The organism is Collimonas arenae, assembly GCF_000786695.1.
Lineage (GTDB): Bacteria > Pseudomonadota > Gammaproteobacteria > Burkholderiales > Burkholderiaceae_D > Collimonas > Collimonas arenae_A.
The window spans coordinates 5,463,738-5,480,283 of sequence record NZ_CP009962.1 but is presented as its reverse complement, the minus strand read 5'-3'; the positions used below and the strand labels follow the sequence as shown (position 1 = coordinate 5,480,283).

Annotated in this window: 18 protein-coding genes and 3 tRNA genes; 5 read left to right on the top strand and 16 right to left on the bottom strand. The window is 56.0% G+C overall.

From position 1 onward, the window contains the following. Positions 1 to 4: 4 nt before the first annotated feature. On the bottom strand, positions 5 to 1,564 hold the full coding sequence (locus LT85_RS24300) for a ferritin-like domain-containing protein (protein WP_038494223.1): 1,560 nt from the start codon (positions 1,562 to 1,564) through the stop codon (positions 5 to 7). 607 nt (positions 1,565 to 2,171) lie between these two features. Next, positions 2,172 to 2,247: transfer RNA gene (locus tag LT85_RS24295), tRNA-Arg, on the bottom strand. Between the two features lie 200 nt (positions 2,248 to 2,447). On the opposite strand from LT85_RS24295, the gene LT85_RS24290 reads away from it, so the two are divergent. After that, the gene (locus LT85_RS24290) at positions 2,448 to 3,023 is read left to right on the top strand and encodes a c-type cytochrome (protein ID WP_038494220.1); all 576 of its coding nucleotides are present in this window, start codon (positions 2,448 to 2,450) and stop codon (positions 3,021 to 3,023) included. 63 nt (positions 3,024 to 3,086) lie between these two features. Here the strand turns inward: LT85_RS24290 and LT85_RS24285 are convergent. The 10 genes from LT85_RS24285 to LT85_RS24235 form a co-directional block, all read right to left on the bottom strand. After that, positions 3,087 to 4,324 (bottom strand): IS3 family transposase gene (locus LT85_RS24285; RefSeq protein WP_156117425.1). Its coding sequence is split into 2 segments (ribosomal slippage): positions 3,087 to 3,971 and positions 3,974 to 4,324, totalling 1,236 coding nucleotides; the frame shifts between segments, so codons are not numbered across the junction. 121 nt (positions 4,325 to 4,445) lie between these two features. Continuing rightward, positions 4,446 to 5,141 (bottom strand): OmpA family protein, encoded by a 696-nt coding sequence (locus LT85_RS24275; RefSeq protein ID WP_038494217.1) that lies wholly within the window; start codon positions 5,139 to 5,141, stop codon positions 4,446 to 4,448. Between the two features lie 65 nt (positions 5,142 to 5,206). Then, entirely contained in the window at positions 5,207 to 5,584 is a 378-nt protein-coding gene (locus LT85_RS24270; RefSeq protein ID WP_052135438.1) for a hypothetical protein, read from the bottom strand. A 14-nt stretch (positions 5,585 to 5,598) separates the two neighbouring features. Beyond that, complete coding sequence (locus LT85_RS24265) at positions 5,599 to 5,985, bottom strand: phage holin family protein (RefSeq protein ID WP_038494213.1); 387 nt, start codon at positions 5,983 to 5,985, stop codon at positions 5,599 to 5,601. 24 nt (positions 5,986 to 6,009) lie between these two features. Further along, positions 6,010 to 6,312: a DUF883 family protein gene (locus LT85_RS24260; RefSeq protein WP_038494210.1), complete on the bottom strand. Its 303-nt coding sequence runs from the start codon at positions 6,310 to 6,312 to the stop codon at positions 6,010 to 6,012. A gap of 174 nt (positions 6,313 to 6,486) precedes the next feature. Next, positions 6,487 to 6,996: a hypothetical protein gene (locus tag LT85_RS24255; RefSeq protein ID WP_038494208.1), complete on the bottom strand. Its 510-nt coding sequence runs from the start codon at positions 6,994 to 6,996 to the stop codon at positions 6,487 to 6,489. A gap of 124 nt (positions 6,997 to 7,120) precedes the next feature. Continuing rightward, a complete protein-coding gene (rnk, locus tag LT85_RS24250) occupies positions 7,121 to 7,531 on the bottom strand; it encodes a nucleoside diphosphate kinase regulator (protein WP_038494205.1) in 411 nt (136 codons plus the stop codon). Between the two features lie 168 nt (positions 7,532 to 7,699). Beyond that, the gene (locus LT85_RS24245) at positions 7,700 to 8,167 is read right to left on the bottom strand and encodes an energy transducer TonB family protein (RefSeq protein ID WP_038494202.1); all 468 of its coding nucleotides are present in this window, start codon (positions 8,165 to 8,167) and stop codon (positions 7,700 to 7,702) included. A 135-nt stretch (positions 8,168 to 8,302) separates the two neighbouring features. Then, the gene (locus LT85_RS24240; RefSeq protein ID WP_038494199.1) at positions 8,303 to 8,812 is read right to left on the bottom strand and encodes a carboxymuconolactone decarboxylase family protein; all 510 of its coding nucleotides are present in this window, start codon (positions 8,810 to 8,812) and stop codon (positions 8,303 to 8,305) included. A 149-nt stretch (positions 8,813 to 8,961) separates the two neighbouring features. Next, entirely contained in the window at positions 8,962 to 9,507 is a 546-nt protein-coding gene (locus LT85_RS24235; RefSeq protein WP_038494196.1) for a peroxiredoxin, read from the bottom strand. Positions 9,508 to 9,928: 421 nt separating this feature from the next. Between LT85_RS24235 and LT85_RS24230 the strand changes: the two genes are divergently transcribed. Both LT85_RS24230 and LT85_RS24225 read left to right on the top strand, forming a co-directional pair. After that, positions 9,929 to 10,004 (top strand) — tRNA-Val (locus LT85_RS24230). A gap of 33 nt (positions 10,005 to 10,037) precedes the next feature. Further along, positions 10,038 to 10,114: transfer RNA gene (locus LT85_RS24225), tRNA-Asp, on the top strand. A gap of 311 nt (positions 10,115 to 10,425) precedes the next feature. Here LT85_RS24225 and LT85_RS24220 read toward each other — a convergent pair. Then, entirely contained in the window at positions 10,426 to 10,938 is a 513-nt protein-coding gene (locus LT85_RS24220) for a hypothetical protein (protein WP_156117630.1), read from the bottom strand. 354 nt (positions 10,939 to 11,292) lie between these two features. On the opposite strand from LT85_RS24220, the gene LT85_RS24215 reads away from it, so the two are divergent. Continuing rightward, entirely contained in the window at positions 11,293 to 12,399 is a 1,107-nt protein-coding gene (locus LT85_RS24215) for a GGDEF domain-containing protein (RefSeq protein WP_038494191.1), read from the top strand. 47 nt (positions 12,400 to 12,446) lie between these two features. Here the strand turns inward: LT85_RS24215 and LT85_RS24210 are convergent, their stop codons facing one another. From LT85_RS24210 to LT85_RS24200, 3 genes are all read right to left on the bottom strand, one after another. Then, complete coding sequence (locus LT85_RS24210; protein ID WP_038494189.1) at positions 12,447 to 13,346, bottom strand: recombination-associated protein RdgC; 900 nt, start codon at positions 13,344 to 13,346, stop codon at positions 12,447 to 12,449. Between the two features lie 159 nt (positions 13,347 to 13,505). Beyond that, positions 13,506 to 13,793: a DUF4404 family protein gene (locus LT85_RS24205; protein WP_052135437.1), complete on the bottom strand. Its 288-nt coding sequence runs from the start codon at positions 13,791 to 13,793 to the stop codon at positions 13,506 to 13,508. A 39-nt stretch (positions 13,794 to 13,832) separates the two neighbouring features. Further along, on the bottom strand, positions 13,833 to 15,896 hold the full coding sequence (locus LT85_RS24200) for a UvrD-helicase domain-containing protein (protein ID WP_038494187.1): 2,064 nt from the start codon (positions 15,894 to 15,896) through the stop codon (positions 13,833 to 13,835). A 145-nt stretch (positions 15,897 to 16,041) separates the two neighbouring features. Here LT85_RS24200 and LT85_RS24195 point away from each other — a divergent pair, with 145 nt between their 5' ends. Beyond that, positions 16,042 to 16,521 (top strand): SRPBCC family protein, encoded by a 480-nt coding sequence (locus LT85_RS24195; protein ID WP_038497396.1) that lies wholly within the window; start codon positions 16,042 to 16,044, stop codon positions 16,519 to 16,521. The last annotated feature ends 25 nt before the right edge of the window (positions 16,522 to 16,546 follow it).

The following is a 16,546-nucleotide window of genomic DNA, read 5'->3' as shown; positions in this document are numbered from 1 at the left end:
GCTCCTAGAGCAAGGCTGGATCAATGCTGCCGGACAAAATACGCGTCGCAATCGCGATCATGTTTTTATCCGCTTCGCGCAAACTGTGCAAATAGGCGTGGCGCGCCGGGCTGCTGGTGAGCAGCAGTGCGGCGATCAACCCCTCGGATGCGTTAAGCAGGTCGAGATGTCCGATCCAGCGATCCGCTTCACTAAATGCACTGTTCAGGGTGTAGGGCATCTGAAATGGTGGCCCCGCGAATCCGGCTTCCGGATCGGTGGCGGAGACCGGTGACTGCATCAGGATTTCCGAAATGGCGCGCAGGTTGTACATTTCGCCAAACGTCGCATTCACGATGGTGCCGCGCGGTGTGATCAAACCCGCCGCATTCAACCCACCGTACAGCGTGAAGCTGTGGATCAAGTAGGTCAGCAACATGCGATAACGTACGTTGTGCAAAGAGGCCCACAGTGCTGATTCCGGATGGGTAATCGGCGTGGTAGGCGTGCCGTCTTGCTCGGGTTCCTCGTCGCTATCCAGCGACACATACGGATTGACCGCCACCGGGCGCGAAGCGCTCCACGGTGCGGCGTTGGCCTGCGGCGCAGAAGCCATGTCCGGGTAGGAGCGCGTCCAGGCATCCTCCAGAAAATCGGCAGGACGGGCGTTGTTCCACAGTTCCAGGCTGCAGGCCTGATGGGTCTGCGCCGCGCGCATTTCGACGTACACCCGCAAAAAACGCACGAAATGCGACGGCGTCGAGCCATGCGGCGCTTCACCCTGCTTGGCGATGGCCTTCAAGGCGTTGACAGCATCGTCGCGGCAAGTCACCGGCACCACCAGCACATCTGGCGTCCTGGTCACGGTCTTTTCCGTGGCGGTGTCGGTGCTGTTGCCGCGATTGCCGCCCTGGTAGCCGCGGCCCCACTCGGCGAAGTTGGCCTGGCAAGAGAAGGTGTCGGCCTGGAATACGTAATCGTGCAAATACAGCGGATCTTCCACCAGCGGAATCAAGGTATTGAACAATTCCGCCACCTGATGCGGATTCGACGTCTGGGTCGCCACCCGCGCCCGGATTTCGTCGCCCAGCGCGCCGCCTTTCCAGTCCACGGCGGCTTCCGTGTAGACATACTTGGCCAGCGAATCCAGGGTCAGCGGCTGCAGCATGAACGGGAAGGGGTAAAACGGCACATCCCAGGGATAGTCTTCGCGCTCGAAGTGCAGCGGCGCGCCGATCAGGCGCAGCACGTTTTGCACCGAAATCAAGTGCCCCATTTCCTCTTTGGCAATGCCCAGGATCACTTCCTGCCAGCTGCGCACGGCGTCGCGAAACTGCGACGGCACCTGCGGTCCGCCCAGCGAATAGGCAGCGTACAGATACTGCACCATCAGGCAGTGCTCAATCTCGGCATCGATGGATAGCAGATAAGCAACATAATCGCGCGGGGAAAATTCAAGATTAAGCAGTTGTTCGCTGGCGGCGTCTTGCGTAGTCAGTTTTTGCGCGGCCAGCATGGTTGGCGTAGTGGCCGGCAGCAATTTCGCCGCCCCACCCAGATGACGCCTTATTTGTGAAGCTTGCATTGTTTCTCCTTCGTATCAACTTCATTGAAAATGAGTACGGTTTGCGAAAACAAGGAAAGACGCTTGCCTGGGGCACCTATCGCCTTTTACCAGCTGCAATAAAGCGCATGGCTAGCAGCCGCGCGCTGTGCGACTTGCAAGCTGATAAGGATCGAGCAAGATGAAACGGGATTCAGATGGGAAGCAGGAGCAGCATTTGTATTTTTTAGCCATCGGCATGTGCAGCTAGTTGCCTCAAGGCATTTGGTGCTTGGCAAGATTGCTCGTCAATCTTGATTTGAACAACTGTCAAAATTGATAGGATCTGGATTGCTGGAAATCTGTTGAGTCGCAAAGATGTTGTAAGACTGTTCCGCAAATCTCAACGATTGAAGGTGTATGTATCTCTGGAGTAGGCCGGTCGTAAAACTAGTGCAAGGTTTTGCTATTTATAGTGACGCTGCGGCTGTTCCTGCGTCAGCACCAAAGGAGGCTAATTGCAACGGGAGTCGCCCGGACGATCAAATAGGATGGGAATCTGAGGGCAGTGAACCGCTATAATTGCCGGTCGTTCGCACTAGCATGGTTTGCAAGCGATTTTTAAGTATTTGATTTGTATGGGGAAAACTGGTGCGGCTGGCTGGAATCGAACCAGCGACCCTTGGCTTCGGAGGCCAATACTCTATCCACTGAGCTACAGCCGCATAAGAGGAACGGTGAAGAGGCATGAAGGATACCGTTTTTCTGCGCGCGCGTCCATGTAAAGCAACTGTTGTTCGTTCCAAATAGTATTTATTGCGACTATAATCAAGGGTTTGGCGAGGGATCGTGGACTGTTCTGGCAGTTTGAACGGTTTTTTGGCGCGTATCCGGCTATGGCTTTGAAAATTGCACTGAGGGAATTATGAGCGACGCACAAAACGAAGAGCATCAATCCGCGATCAAGACGCCTAAGCAACTGATCATTGCTGTTGCAGCCGGTTTTTTAGTCCCTATCATCTGTATTGTATTGCTGGTGCAATACGTCACCGCCGGCAAAAAAGTCGGTGCAGGTTCCGAAGGGCAGACGCCCGAAGCGATCGCTGCCCGTATCCAGCCGGTCGCCGACGCCGGTTTTACCTTCAAGGATGCCAATGCTCCCAAGCAGTTGCTGTCCGGTGAAGAAGTCTTCAAGTCTACTTGTTCCGCTTGCCATGCGACCGGCGCAGCGGGTGCGCCAAAGGTCGGCGATGCCGGCGCCTGGGGACCGCGTCTGGCTGATGGCTATGACAAGGTGGTTGGTTATGCATTGCACGGTCTGCGGGCGATGCCGGCCAAGGGCGGCAATCCTGATCTCGACGATATCGAAGTGGCGCGCGCAGTGGTCTACATGGCCAACCAGTCCGGCGGCAAGTTCAAGGAACCTGAAGTTCCGGCACCAGCTGCACCAGCGGCTGCTTCTGCCGCGGCTAGCGCCGCTTCGGAGCCGGCAGCAAAATAATTTAGCTTAGACAGTGACCCGTCCTGAAATAGGTTGACACCTGTCAGTGCGTCGATTCACTGATCAGATAGTAGCCAGAGACGCCCGATGAATTTCATCGGGCGTTTTGTATTGTAAAGACAGATGCGGCCTTTCAGCGTTATAAATGCGCACGGATTGTTTTACCATTAAGGCTGCCTGTTGAAGATTGGCAGGTCGTTGCAAGAGAAACTCTCCCTTCAAGATGCCATTAACGCGTTCTGCCAAAGCGTTCTGATAACAATCATAACCATCGGTCATGGAGCAGGTGATACCGTGACGTGCATGAATTTTTTGATAATAGGTCGAACAGTATTGCATTCCCCGATCGGAATGATGGACCAATTGCTGCCGAGATTGACGTTCTCTTAGTGCCATCTTCAGTGCTTGGCTTACTTGCTCGGTCTGCAAGCTATCATGGACATGGTAGCCGACAATCTTTCTAGAGTAGGCGTCGGTGATCAAACTCAAATAAGCAAACCGCTGGGCCGTCGGCAGATAGGTAATATCGGCCACCCAGACCTGCTCAGCCTGAGTCGGTACGATTTTCGACGGTCCATCCTTGAGCAAATTCGGATGCCTGCGGAAACGATGGTGGCTATTGGTTGTCTTGTGATATGCCCGGCGGGGGACGACCAGCAGGCGTGCTCTACGTAGCACATTGAACAAGCCGTCTCGCCCTAGCTTGACGCCAATCTCGCCCAGCGGCGGACTCAAGATGTGTTGAAGTTTGCGGGTGCCAAGGCGAGGCTGACGTAAGCGAACCTGCTTCACCAACGTAATGATCTTGCCTTCTCGCTCATCTTTTTGTTGCTGGCTTTGATGGCGTTTGTAATATGCTTGGCGACTGATGCCAACATATTCGCAGGCCTTGCTCACGCTCAATCCTTCGACGAGCCTTTGTGAGAGGACCTGCCCAAAGGCTTTTTTACGATGCGTACTCCGTAATCCTTCTTCAGAACATCGATCATGGCCTCAAACAGCTGCGCTTTCTCATTGGCAGCCTTGAGTTGTGCCTCCAATTCCTTGATGCGCTGTTCCGGCGTGAGCACTTTCTTTACCTCGTTTCCCATTGCGAACTCCACAGTCTTACGGCTCGATTGGCCACTCCAATCCTGATGACCGTATTTCCGCAACCATACCAGTACCGTCGATCTACCTTGTATGCCATATCGGCGCTGCGCCTCTATATAGCTCAGTTCGCCTTTTTCTACCTGTTCTACCACTGCCAATTTAAAGGCCAATCCATAATCGCGCTGCGTCCGCTTAACCATTGATTCCATTGACTTCTCCTTCGTTGCGACGAAAAAGTGTCAACCTATTTCAGGACGAGTCACAGTCGTAAAAAAAAGCCAGTCAATACGTTGACTGGCTTTTTTTTTGCTCAAGATCTCGGATGAGAGATCAATAAGCCCGTGCTTGTGGCTGCGGTTGCCCTTGCTGGGGAGCCGGTTCGCGGACAAAGATTTCAGCACGGCGATTGACCGCGCGATTGGCTGCCGTATCGTTGGCGACCAGAGGCTGAGTTGAGCCGAGGCCGTCCGAGGTGATGCGGTTCGGGGCGACGCCGCGGCTGCTCAGGTAGCTGGCGACATTCTGCGCACGCTGGCGTGACAGGGGACCGTTGATGGCGTCGGTACCGGTGCTATCCGTGTGGCCGTAGACTTCCACCAGGGATGCCGGGTTCTGCACCAGCGTTGTCGCCAGTTGGTCCAGGATCGGGCGCAGGGCCGGATTGAGGTCGGCGCGTCCGGTGGCAAAGCCGGTATCGGCCGGAACATTGACCTTCAGACGGTTATCGGCGGTCTGGGTAACTTGTACGTTAGTACCGGCAGTAGCTCTTTCCATCGCCAGTTTCTGGTCTTGCTGGTGCTTACCCCAGATATTGCCGCCGACCGCGCCAATCGCGGCGCCAATTGCTGCACCGGCAGCCGTCCGGCCAGCGCCGCCCGGGCCTGCGATACCGCCCACCAAGCCGCCGAGTACAGCGCCTGCGCCCGCACCCATTGCGGTGCTTTGCTGCGTTTGCGACATATCGGCACAACCGGCGGTTGCCATGGCAACTGCCACAACCAGAGCGCCTAATTTAAATTTATTCATGGTCTTTCCTCTCGAAGATTGAGACAGCATCAGCAAAAAACCGGATCTCCGGGCGGAGATTACGGTCATTCGTCATCCGTTGTTTCCTTGCTATTTCTACTGCTGACAAAAACGGCGCCGCCGATTGCTGCAATTACAGCAGCGCCGATTAGAAAAGGTTTGCGCGTGCAGCGCTTGGACAGCCATGACACGCCGGTCACCACCAGCGGCAGCATCGCCGGCAGATTGCTCGCCTTGAGCGCGCTTGAGGTGCCGAGCAAGGAGGAGGCGATGCCGCTGACGCGGCCCAATACAATCGTCGCCAGCGATTTGCTGTTCAAATTGGCGCGTACGATATCGCGTGAATGGAGCATCTCAGCGCGAAACACCGCACCTTCCGCAAGCAGTTTCTGTTTGCGTTCGGCGGTTGAGAGGTGGCTGTCCAGTCCTGCGTGTCTGCTCATGTGCGGTTCCGTGCTTAAAGTAGTGCGTCGCGATCTTTGCGCAGTTCCGCCATGGTGACCGGCAAACCGAGCCGGCCCTGGCGCAAGACGCTGCGTACATACAAGGCCGAGCCTATCGCCACCAGGGTGAAGAACGCGCCCAGAATCACCAGTATTTTCCAGCCCATGGCTTCCCACGCCAGCACCACTACCAAGGCGCTCCAGAAGGCCAGCGCAAACCACAGCGCGACAATGCTGAGCGCGCAGATCAGGAACAGCTTCAGCAGGTGGGAGCCGATCTCGGAAAACTCCAGGGCGGCCAGTTCAATGCGGCTGATCACCAGCGCAAACATGTTTTTCGCGGTGCTGACCAGCCCGGACACCAGACCCGGGCTACTGTGCTTGGGTTGTTGTGGGTTCATGCGTGCCTGACGGTTATGCTGCGTTTATTTACGGGAAATGGCCAAGCCGAGCAGCAAACCGATACCGCCGGCAATCGCGATGGCGCTCCATGGGTTTTCCTGAACATAATCATCAGTAGTGGCGGCGATATCCTTGCCGGCTTCGATCGCTGCTGCTTGCACGTCTTGTGCTTTAGATACAGCCGCGTCAAGTAGTTCCAAACCTTTTTGACGCAAATCTTCAGCTTTCTCGCCGGTGGTCGCTGCCGCTTCGCGGAACAGCTCTTGTGCGTCTTTGACCAGGCTACGGATATCGCTGCGAGTGGTTTTCAGGGTGGATCTGTGCATGGTGTAGCTCCTTGATTCGTGGATTTTTAAGTATAGCGAATACGTGCTATGACGGCTGTCGCCGAGCTAGCTTAGGCAGTATCGACGATGATACAGGCTACTGTGCCAATCTGCCAACAAGGTGTTTTACCGGCAGATGTGCACCGATTGGCGAAGGTAACAGACGATCTGCGACTATTTCTTGTCGCGCAATTCCGCAATTTTTTCAATATTGCCGATCTGGATAACGATGGGACGCAGCGCAATCGTCGCTTGCGCGGGGCGCCAGGCAAACAGCCATTCATGCTGGGAGGCGTCGCGCTTGGGTTTGGTAAATGTCGCGCCCAGCGGACTCGGCTGACCGTAGCAGATGGCGGCGTCGATCCCGGCCCAGTTGGGCAGCACACGCTGGGCGGCGCGATGGATCAGTTCACCGAATTCTTCTGTATTGTGAATCACCAGGCAGCAGTCGGACGGTGCAAAGGCGTTGAACAGGCTGGCGTCGTCGCTGCTGCTCATGCTTAGCGTCAATAACTGCGGCATGGCTTTGGCGCCCGAATTGCGTGGATGATGCAGGTTGCTGATCTGCAGGCTTTCTGCCGGCGGACGCAAGCGGAATTCTCCGAGCGTCAAAGAGCGTTCCAGCCACTGCCGCTCCGAATAGCGGTAGAGCTTGGGAGGGCGTTGATAATCTGCGCTTAACATGATGACCTGTCTTTACTTTTTTACGTAACAGACGCGATAGCTCGACGTCTTGAAAACTTGCGGCAGTAGATGGCGTTTTATTGGATATAACGTTGTCGGCTGCTGCACGCGATTGCGGATGTGATTAAAGGTGAAATTCGCCGTTGGCTTCGGGCTGGTAAGTCACGTCCAGGATCCGCAGCTGCAGAGGACGGCCGCCCGGGCCTTGCCAGGAAATCGATTGTCCTACCGACAGACCCAGCAAAGCACTGCCGACCGGGGCCAGGATCGATACCGCATCCGGCGGATTGGACGGGCCAGGGTAGGCCAGGGTCATGTCGTATTCGACTTTGCTGACATCGTCAATAAAACGGACTGAGGAGTTCATGGTGATCAGGCCTGGCGGAATCTGTTCCGGATCAACCACGGTAGCGCGGCCCAATTCATGCTCCAGGGCGTCGATGCCCGGCAGGTTGCGGTAGGCGGCCGACGCCAGCAATTGTTCAATACGTTCCAGGTCGAAGCTGGAAATGGTGATTGGCGGCTTGATATCCATGACTGTGCTATCTCGTAGAAAAAGGGGATGTAGGTGCGAACGCGGCGTGACGAAGAATCACACGGAGTGCTACCTGGCGTTCTGGCTGGTAGCTCGATGGTAGGCGAGATGCGCGCGGGAAGCAAGCCTCCCCGGCAGCGCCTGTCAGGATGCACCTTGCCAAGCGCGTTATTGATCCATTTGCTGTTCCGCGATCGAGCGCAGCTGGAAACGACCATCGTCATTGAACAGCCAGCTTTCTGCGATCTCGACTTCGCCGCGCCGCAGGAATTTGCCGTCGGGTTTGGGGAAGGGCGCGGCTTTGCGTACCGAGGTCAAGGCGCTGGTTTCCGCCTTGCGATCCCGATTGGTGCGTAAGATTTCCGCGCGCAGCAGCTGGCCATCGGCATTGATATAGTATTTCACTACGATCACAGCGCGCAGCAGCGCCTGCGGCCGGCCGATGTACACCTCGGTCGAATTGACGGCGACGATTCTTTGCGCCAAGCCGCGCTTGTAGTCATCCAGCGTGGTGGCGGTTGAGGTGGCGTTGGGCGTTGTGGCCGGTATCGGTGGCGGCGCCGTCGGCGTGCTGGTGCAAGAGCCTAGTAGAAGCGCGGTGGCGCAGTACAAGCCTAGATTGATCCTGGCGTTCATCGCGGTCTCCTGGAATTATCGGGCAGGTCGCCTTTTTATCATTCTAGGCTGAGAGCGGGCTATCGCCAAAATAAAAAGCCGTCGGCTTTCGCAGATGGCTTTTGATCGGGCGCATTGGCTTCGCTCTATCTCAATTCAGCTAAGCTTGATCAATTTGCTGGTAGCGTTGACTGCCGCTGCCAGTTTGCCGATATCGCGCAGTTCCGCTGCCGTAATGCCCAGTTTCTTTAACTCGGCAATATGGCCGGTGACGCAGCCGCGGCATTTGCCGACGATCGATGCCGCCAAAGTGTAGATTTCGAAGTGCTTCTTTTCAACGCCGCCGTGGGTGGCGTAGGCTTGCATGCGGATTTGCGGCGGCTGGGTTTTCAGCTCGGCGTCATCGGCCAGCTCCAGATAGCTGTACCAGATATTGGTCATGCCCATGATTGCCGCCGCAGTCTTGGCGGCGGTGGCTTCGGCTTCGGTAGTCAAACCCTGGAACGCTTCAACCAGCTGGGGACTGCCGGCCGAGATCGCTGCTGCAATGCCTGCGGCCGCCGCAACTTCCGGCGCTAGGCCAGACCTGTTCAAAGCGCCATCAAGGGTGATCCAGACGTCTTTGGCATACGACGGGATGGCATCGCGTAATTGAAGCATATCCATGGTTTCTCCTTAAGTACTGAATTCAAATCGTGTCGGCTCGCGAGGCGCCGGCATTAGCCAGGCCTCGTTGCGGACGGTTACATCATTGCTGGATTGCTCTCGGTATCACACCGGATCAAGCGCAGGGGGCTTGATCGAATCCGGATGGATTACAGAGTTTCGCCGCCAGGGGCGCGGTTGCAGGCGCACAGTTCGTCGGTTTGCAGAGCATCCAGGATGCGCAGTGTTTCTTCAGGGTTACGGCCGACATTCAGGTTGTTGACGGAAACGTGCTGGATGACGTTGTTTGGATCGATGATGAAAGTCGCGCGCAGTGCTACGCCGGCTTCGTGGCGAATGCCCAGTTGGTCGATCAGGCTGCCGGTTGTGTCGGCGAACTGCCAGTTGCTCAGCTTGTTCAGGTCAGCGTGCTCGCGGCGCCATGCCAGCTTGACGAATTCATTGTCGGAAGAACCACCCAGCAAGACTGCATCGCGGTCATCGAAGTCACGCGTCAGTTTGTTATAGGCAACGATTTCAGTTGGGCAAACGAATGTGAAATCTTTTGGGTAGAAGTACAGGATCTTCCATTTGCCAGGAAACGAGGTTTCGGTGATGGTTTCAAATGCCGATACGCCGTTCTCTTCAGGCAGGTTGAAGCCAGGTTTTACGCCTTCGACTTTGAATGGTGCGAGAGATTGACCGATTGTTTTCATCGTGATGCCTTTCGATAGTAAAAGTTAATTATATACAATTCGTTGATAGCATTAATTGTATATTTCTATGAGGACGATAGGTCGTTGCTGCGGCGCCGCATGAATCCACACGACGTACAACGATCTGTGTCAGGATACGAAGCTGCGACTGGTGACGACAGTCGACATGAACCCGGCATTCCTTTTTCTGGAAAACCAATTCAGCCGAAAGAATAGCAGAGTGCGTCGGAGTACGCGTTCGTCACGTGGCGATTTTGTGGTCGGGATCGACAGAGCTACAGAGGGAAATGCGGGGCTACGGAAAACTTTTTAAACAATTTTTAATGAAGCGCTAGTTTTTTTAAAAAAACCGTTGTACAATCTGCCCCCTTCAGGCGTAGTGACATACGCAAGAAAATTTGGCTGACTAAGTGTGCATTTTGGGTGCTTAGCTCAGTTGGTAGAGCGGCGCCCTTACAAGGCGTAGGTCGGGAGTTCGAGCCTCTCAGCACCCACCAAGTAGCCAAATGATCTTAATGAAGAGTAGTTTAGGAGTGGTAGTTCAGTTGGTTAGAATACCGGCCTGTCACGCCGGGGGTCGCGGGTTCGAGTCCCGTCCACTCCGCCAAGAATACAAGTGCCCGCGCAAGCGGGCATTTTTATTTCAAGTCCCAATTTCATATTCCCGTTAGGGGATATCACTCTGTGGAGTGGAGAAAGCCGCCTGTGCGGCTTTCGGCGGGAGTCGAAGGGCTGCGCTTGCAAGCGCAGCAGCGGCCTGCAGCATGTAGGCGAGTCCCGTCCACTCCGCCAAGAATACAAGTGCCCGCGCAAGCGGGCATTTGTATTTCAGGGATCGTTTATGGGATGACTTGAAAATAAAAAAGACGACTTCGAAGTCGTCTTTTTTCGTCAGGCCGTATCCACTATCCCTATATCTTAAAAGCGATCGCCAATAGTCCGTGTGATAGCGGTGCCTTCCGATTTTTGCAGCATTACCTTGCCATTGCGTATCACCAGCGTCTCAACGCTTTTGTCCCTGGTCTCGGCAACCTTGCCTATTGGTCCGATTGCCATGCTGACATTGGTCGCCAGCTTTACTTCGGCGCTACGCTTGTCCTTGCCAATCTCGATATGCTCGATGTTTATCTGGTAATTGGCCGACATCATGCCGCCGGTATGGGCCATGCCGTCGAACATCTTGTCGTATTTGTCGCAGGTTTCCTGCTTGTCGGCATTTTCCTGAATGCGTCCCTGGCTGGTCGAATTGATGCCGGTGCGCGTAAAATCCTTGGTCAGCATGGCGCACAGTTCTTTGCCTTGGCCATTCAGCACATGTTCGGTGGCTATGTCGTAGAAGCGTGTGACGGCTGCCTCATCAAGGGTATTTTGACGATTCCAGTACCAACCGCCTATCCCGACAGCAACTAATAACAAAATAATGACTCTCATACTCCCCTGATCCCCTTAAAACACGAAAGACGTTCTATTTTTACGGTCCCATTTGCACCGGCCTGCTTCTACACCTGGTTAAGGATTGGCAGATGCGGTTTAAATTTCCGATAAGCTATAGCATATCTGTTGTGTAACAATTTTGATACATTACTCATTCCCACATCCGTGTGATAGCCAAAACATGGCATTATTGTTCCCCTTTAGTACCATGTCCTGCATCCATTTCTCCCAAAAAAATGAATTGCTGTCTGTCATGCGTGGCGGCTTGTTGCCAATAGAGCTGAAGAAACCAATGGCAACAATGGCGTGCAAAGGGAATTCGGGGAAATGAAAGAGCAACGACGAAAAGAAATGAATGCGATGGCATTCGGCATGCTGGGGCGCGTCGCGCTGAGCGGGGTACTGGATGTCTTGCTGCTATGCGGTTTTGCCTATGCCGGGGTGATACAGCCCGATATCGCGCTGCTCTACGGCATGGCCGTGATCGTGGTGAGCGGGATTTTCTATCTGTTGCTCAGAAGCGGCTACAAACGCCGCTCCAAAGATCCCGGCCTGACTTTCCCGCAAGTAGTGACGGCTTTGCTGGTGCAGACCGGATTCCTGATACTGGCGCCGCAGGTGGGCTACCTGTTCCTGATCAATTTCTTCGTTATCTACGCCTTCGGGGCTTTGGGTCTCAGCACTTTCTGGAATGTGGTGAGCTGGCTGATCGGCTCGCTCGGGCTGGTGCTGGCGTTCAGCCTTATCGGCTGGCACCTGCAATTCCCGGTAGGCAGCAATCTTGGCCAGCTGCTGGTCTGCCTCTCATTCATCCTGACCCTGGGCCGCTGCATCTACCTGGCCAACATGATGAGCCGTATGCAGCGCAAGATCACCGAACAGAACCAGCAACTGGTGAAGGCCATGAAACGGGTGCAAGAGCTGGCGACCCGCGACGAACTGACCAATATCGAGAACCGTCGTTCGCTGATGGAAATCCTGGCTGTCGAGCAAAAGCGATTTCAGCGCGGCGGTACGCCGTTCTGCATCGCCATTCTCGATCTGGACGGCTTCAAGTCGGTTAATGATAATTTCGGCCACGCGGCCGGCGACATGGTGCTTAAGACTTTCGTTGAGATTGTCCGCAACGAAATGCGCCTGAGCGACCATTTTGCCCGCTACGGCGGCGACGAGTTCGTGCTGGTGCTGACCGGCACCACGGTGCAAGAAGGCGTGACCGCGCTTGACCGCATCTGCGCCGAGACTGAAATGTACGACTGGAGCAAGTTCGGCAAGGATATTATCTTGACGGCGTCGATCGGCATTACCGATTTCCGCCCTGGCGAAAGCATCGACGAAGCGTTTCAGCGCGCCGACATGGCCCTGTACGGCGCCAAGGCGGCAGGCCGCAACCGCGTCATGATCAGCCCGGACAGCTTCGAGTCTTCCGACGGCGGCACCACCATCCGGGCTTTTTAAGAATCAGCACGGGGTTTCGCTATTGCCGAAACCCCGCATCAACTGGATCAGACCGCCGGTTCGCCACCCAACGCAAATACGATATCGTTGAGCATCTTGCTCAGTTCGCCGGTCATCAGCATCATGTCGGAATCGAAACGTTCGTCGTCGTTCTTGCTGCTGACGTCATTGCTTTCCTTCAGCACATCCAGCGGCGCGATGCGCTTGATCGCCAGCGATTCAGTCAGAACGAAAGAAATGTGATCAGCCCAGGTCATCGCCAGCCGCGTGCATTGCTTGCCGGAGGCGATATGACGGCGGACGTCGTCGGCTTCGATGGTATGGCGCACGTAGCGTACGGTGGCTTTGCTCTCGCCGGCGGCGCGCAGTTCGGTGTCCTGGTCGACGGTAAAGCCATGCGGCGCTTCATCCGACGCCAGCCAGTTGGTCATCGAAGTCAACGGCGAATGCGCCGTGCGCAAGCCGGAAATCTGCAGTTTGTCGACCGATCCCAGCAGCAGCTTGAGGATTTCTTCGGCCTTGGCCGGGCTCGACGCATCGATGACCAGCCAGCCGTTGACCGGATCGATCCAGACCCAGGTATTGCGCTGGATGCTGAATGCGCGCGGCAACAGCTCATCGGTGACTTGTTCCTTGAGATCTTTCAGCTGCTTGCGACCGGGCGCATAGCCTTGCTGCTCTTCAATCTCGGCGGCGCGCGCCTTGGTGACCTGGTTGACAACGGTAGCTGGCAGCAATTTCTTCTCCGTGCCCAGCAGGATCATCATCTGGCGATTCACGGTATGCACCAGCATGCCGTTGTCGCGGGGCGACAGCCAGCCCTGGCTTTGCAGTTCCAGGCTGCTGCATTTGGCAAATGCCTGGGGCGCCAGGAATGCTTCCAGCTGTTCGGCCGAAATGGCCCAAGGTGCGGGGATACGATAGATCTGGAGATTTTTAAACCACATAATGTTCCAATAAAATAAACAATCGCGGCACACAGCTTCATGGCCACACGCTATGTGGCGATTTATGCTGTGTACGGCGGGTTAAACGGGAAGTTTGAGGCGTTCTTGGCAGTTACAGGCAGGGTCGTCCCTGCCCGCAAAGTCATATTGGCTGGGGAATCAGATACCCATATTGGTCAGCGTATCGGCGATTTCGCGCAATACCGGTTCCAGGTGCGGATGCTTCACCGCGAGGCGTGCCGAAATGCCCTGGGCGCGCTCCACCAGTTCGGAGCGGATACCGGTCGCCGGCGCTGCTGTTGCGGTGGTTTCGGGGGATTTCAGCAACTGCTGGATGTCGGTATCCAGGGTTTGCAGCAAGTTCTTCAATTCGCCATCCACCGCGCCGTTGTTCTCCAGCGTTGCGCGGAGCTTTTCCAGCGAGGTCTTGATGTTGTCTATACTCATTTGTTACTCCTGAATGGAAACGCTGTAAGGCCTATCATCTCACGCCGCTCTCGGCTTCTGCAACAAAGCCTTCAAATTGGCCAGGCGATTCTGTGGCGTGATCTGTTCGGCTTCGGTCGGCATGGCGTCGCCTTCATCCAGCTTCATTTCCTTGACGAACCGTGATATTTCGCAAACGATGGATTCGCCGGCGCGTTTGCGTTTCTTGCACCAGCTGACGTGCAGGCTGCGCTGGGCGCGCGTGATGCCGACGTACATCAACCGCCTTTCCTCTTCGATGCGGGCGGCGATGGTTTCCGGCGGCGCATCGGGGTCACCCTTGTGCGGCAGGATGCCCTCCTCGACGCCAATCAGGAACACGTGCGGATATTCCAGCCCTTTGGAAGCATGCAGAGTCGACATGCGCACCGCATCCGGTTCTTCGTCGCGCCCTTCCAGCATCGACATCAGCGCCACCATCTGGGTCAGCTCCAGCAAGTTGCGCTCATCGCCGGCGCCATCCTTACCGCCAGTGCCCTTTTCCTTCAGCCAATTGGTGAAATCCAGCACGTTCTGCCATTTGCCCTGGGCCGCGCGGTCGTCGAAGCTGTCATACAGATAATGCTCGTAATTGATTTCCTTCATCATGTCGTCCAGCACCGCCGCGGCGTTTTCGCCGCTGCCCGAGGGGCCGACACGGCTGGCGCGGGCTTCCAGCTGGTTGATGAAATGGCAGAATTCTCGCAGCGGGTATAGCTGGCGGTCGGTCAGCTTGGCTTCGATGCCACCCTTGAACACCGCTTCAAACAGCGAACATTGCCACTGCCCCGCCACCGTGCCCAGCACTTCCAGCGTGGCCTGGCCGACGCCGCGCCTTGGCGTGGTAATGGCGCGGATGAAAGCCGGATCGTCGTCCTCGTTGGCGATCAGGCGCAAATAACTGATGATGTCCTTGATTTCTGCGCGGTCGAAGAAGCTCTGGCCGCCCGACATCGAATATGGAATGCGTTCGCGCCGCAAAGCCTTTTCAAATATCCGCGCCTGGTGATTGCCGCGGTACAGGATGGCGTAGTCGGAAAACTTGGCGCGCCGCTCGAAGCGATGCGCAGACAGCATGATCGCCACCTGCTCCGCCTCTTTCTCGTCGTCTTCCATGCCCATCACCTTGATCGGATCGCCCAAGCCGTGTTCCGACCACAACGATTTGTCGAACAGCTTGGGATTGTTGCCGATCACCGCATTGGCGGCTTGCAGGATACGGGTGGAAGAACGGTAATTCTGTTCCAGCTTGATCACTTTCAGGTCGGGGAAATCGACCTGCAGGGTTTTCAGGTTCTCTATGGTGGCGCCGCGCCAGGCGTAGATCGCCTGGTCGTCGTCGCCCACCGCGGTGAACATCGGTTTCTTGCCGAGCCCGGTCACCAGCAGCTTGACCAGTTCGTACTGGCAGGTGTTGGTATCCTGGTATTCATCGACCAGCAGATAGCGCAAGCGCCGCTGCCATTTGTCGCGCACCGCCTCGTTGCCGCGGAACAGTTCCACCGGCAGGCGGATCAGGTCGTCGAAATCAACCGCCTGGTAGGCCGCCAGAGTCGCCACATAGCTGCGATAGATACGCGCAGACTGGGCTTCGTCTTCGGTGACGGCATCCTTGATGGCTTGCTCCGGATCGATCAGGCCGTTCTTCCAGAGCGACATGGCGCCCTGGATACGGCGCACCAGCTGCTTGTCGGTCGTGATCGCCAGATCTTGCACGATAGAAAAGCAATCGTCGCTGTCCATGATCGAAAAGCGGTCCTTCAAGCCCAGCGAGCGTGCTTCCTGGCGCAGGATCTTGACCCCCAGCGAATGGAAGGTGCTGACGGTGATGTGCTTGGCCTGCTTCGGGTCCTTCAACAGCTTGGCGATACGCTCCTGCATTTCTGTCGCCGCCTTGTTGGTAAAGGTCAGCGCCGCGATGTGTTTGGGGTCGTAGCCGCAATCCTCGATCAGATGCTGGATTTTCTGCGTGATGACGCGCGTCTTGCCGGAGCCCGCCCCGGCCAGCACCAGGCAGGGGCCGTCCAGGTACTTGACGGCTTCCCGTTGGGGAGCATTGAGACCGAAATTGGGGGTGGACGACATAAATGACAGCGCAGCGGCAGGCCGAAAGGAGCAAAGCGCTGTATTTTAACAGTGCGCGGGGGACGGGCAAGCTTCCTGCGGCCTGGCACCAGTTCCTGTGCCGAATATGGGACAATCCGTCATCAACTATTTCGCCGGACATTCCATGAAATTCAGCCATTTGATCGAAATCAATGATCCCCTCAACCCGCTGATCGACTCCCTGACCCGCGAGCAGCTGTGGCGCGGACTGGTGATGCGCGCCGAACAGCCGATGTTGTTCGTTGAGCATCTGGACGATTGCCGCTTGTCGGACAAATCGGTGCAGTCGGTCGCGCGGGAATTGCGTTATGGCAAAGTAACGGTCAAGGATGTGGTCAGTTACCTGCCATTGCTGCAAGTGCGCTACCAGGTGCCGAAACAGCAAGATATCGGCGGTTCCAGCCTGATCATGACGATTGAGGAGCCGGAACAGGAAATGCTGTTCGTGCGCTTTGAATATGAGGACGACGCGGTTGAGCGAGAGCCGGCGGCGCAGGCCGAGCAAGAGTTTTACGATGAATTCCGCCGTTCCGCTTATGAAGAGGCCGACATCGACACCATCCGCATGATTCGCGAACTGGCGGCCGAAGGGAAACTGGGCTAGGCAACAATTGCCTTGATCGCCTTGA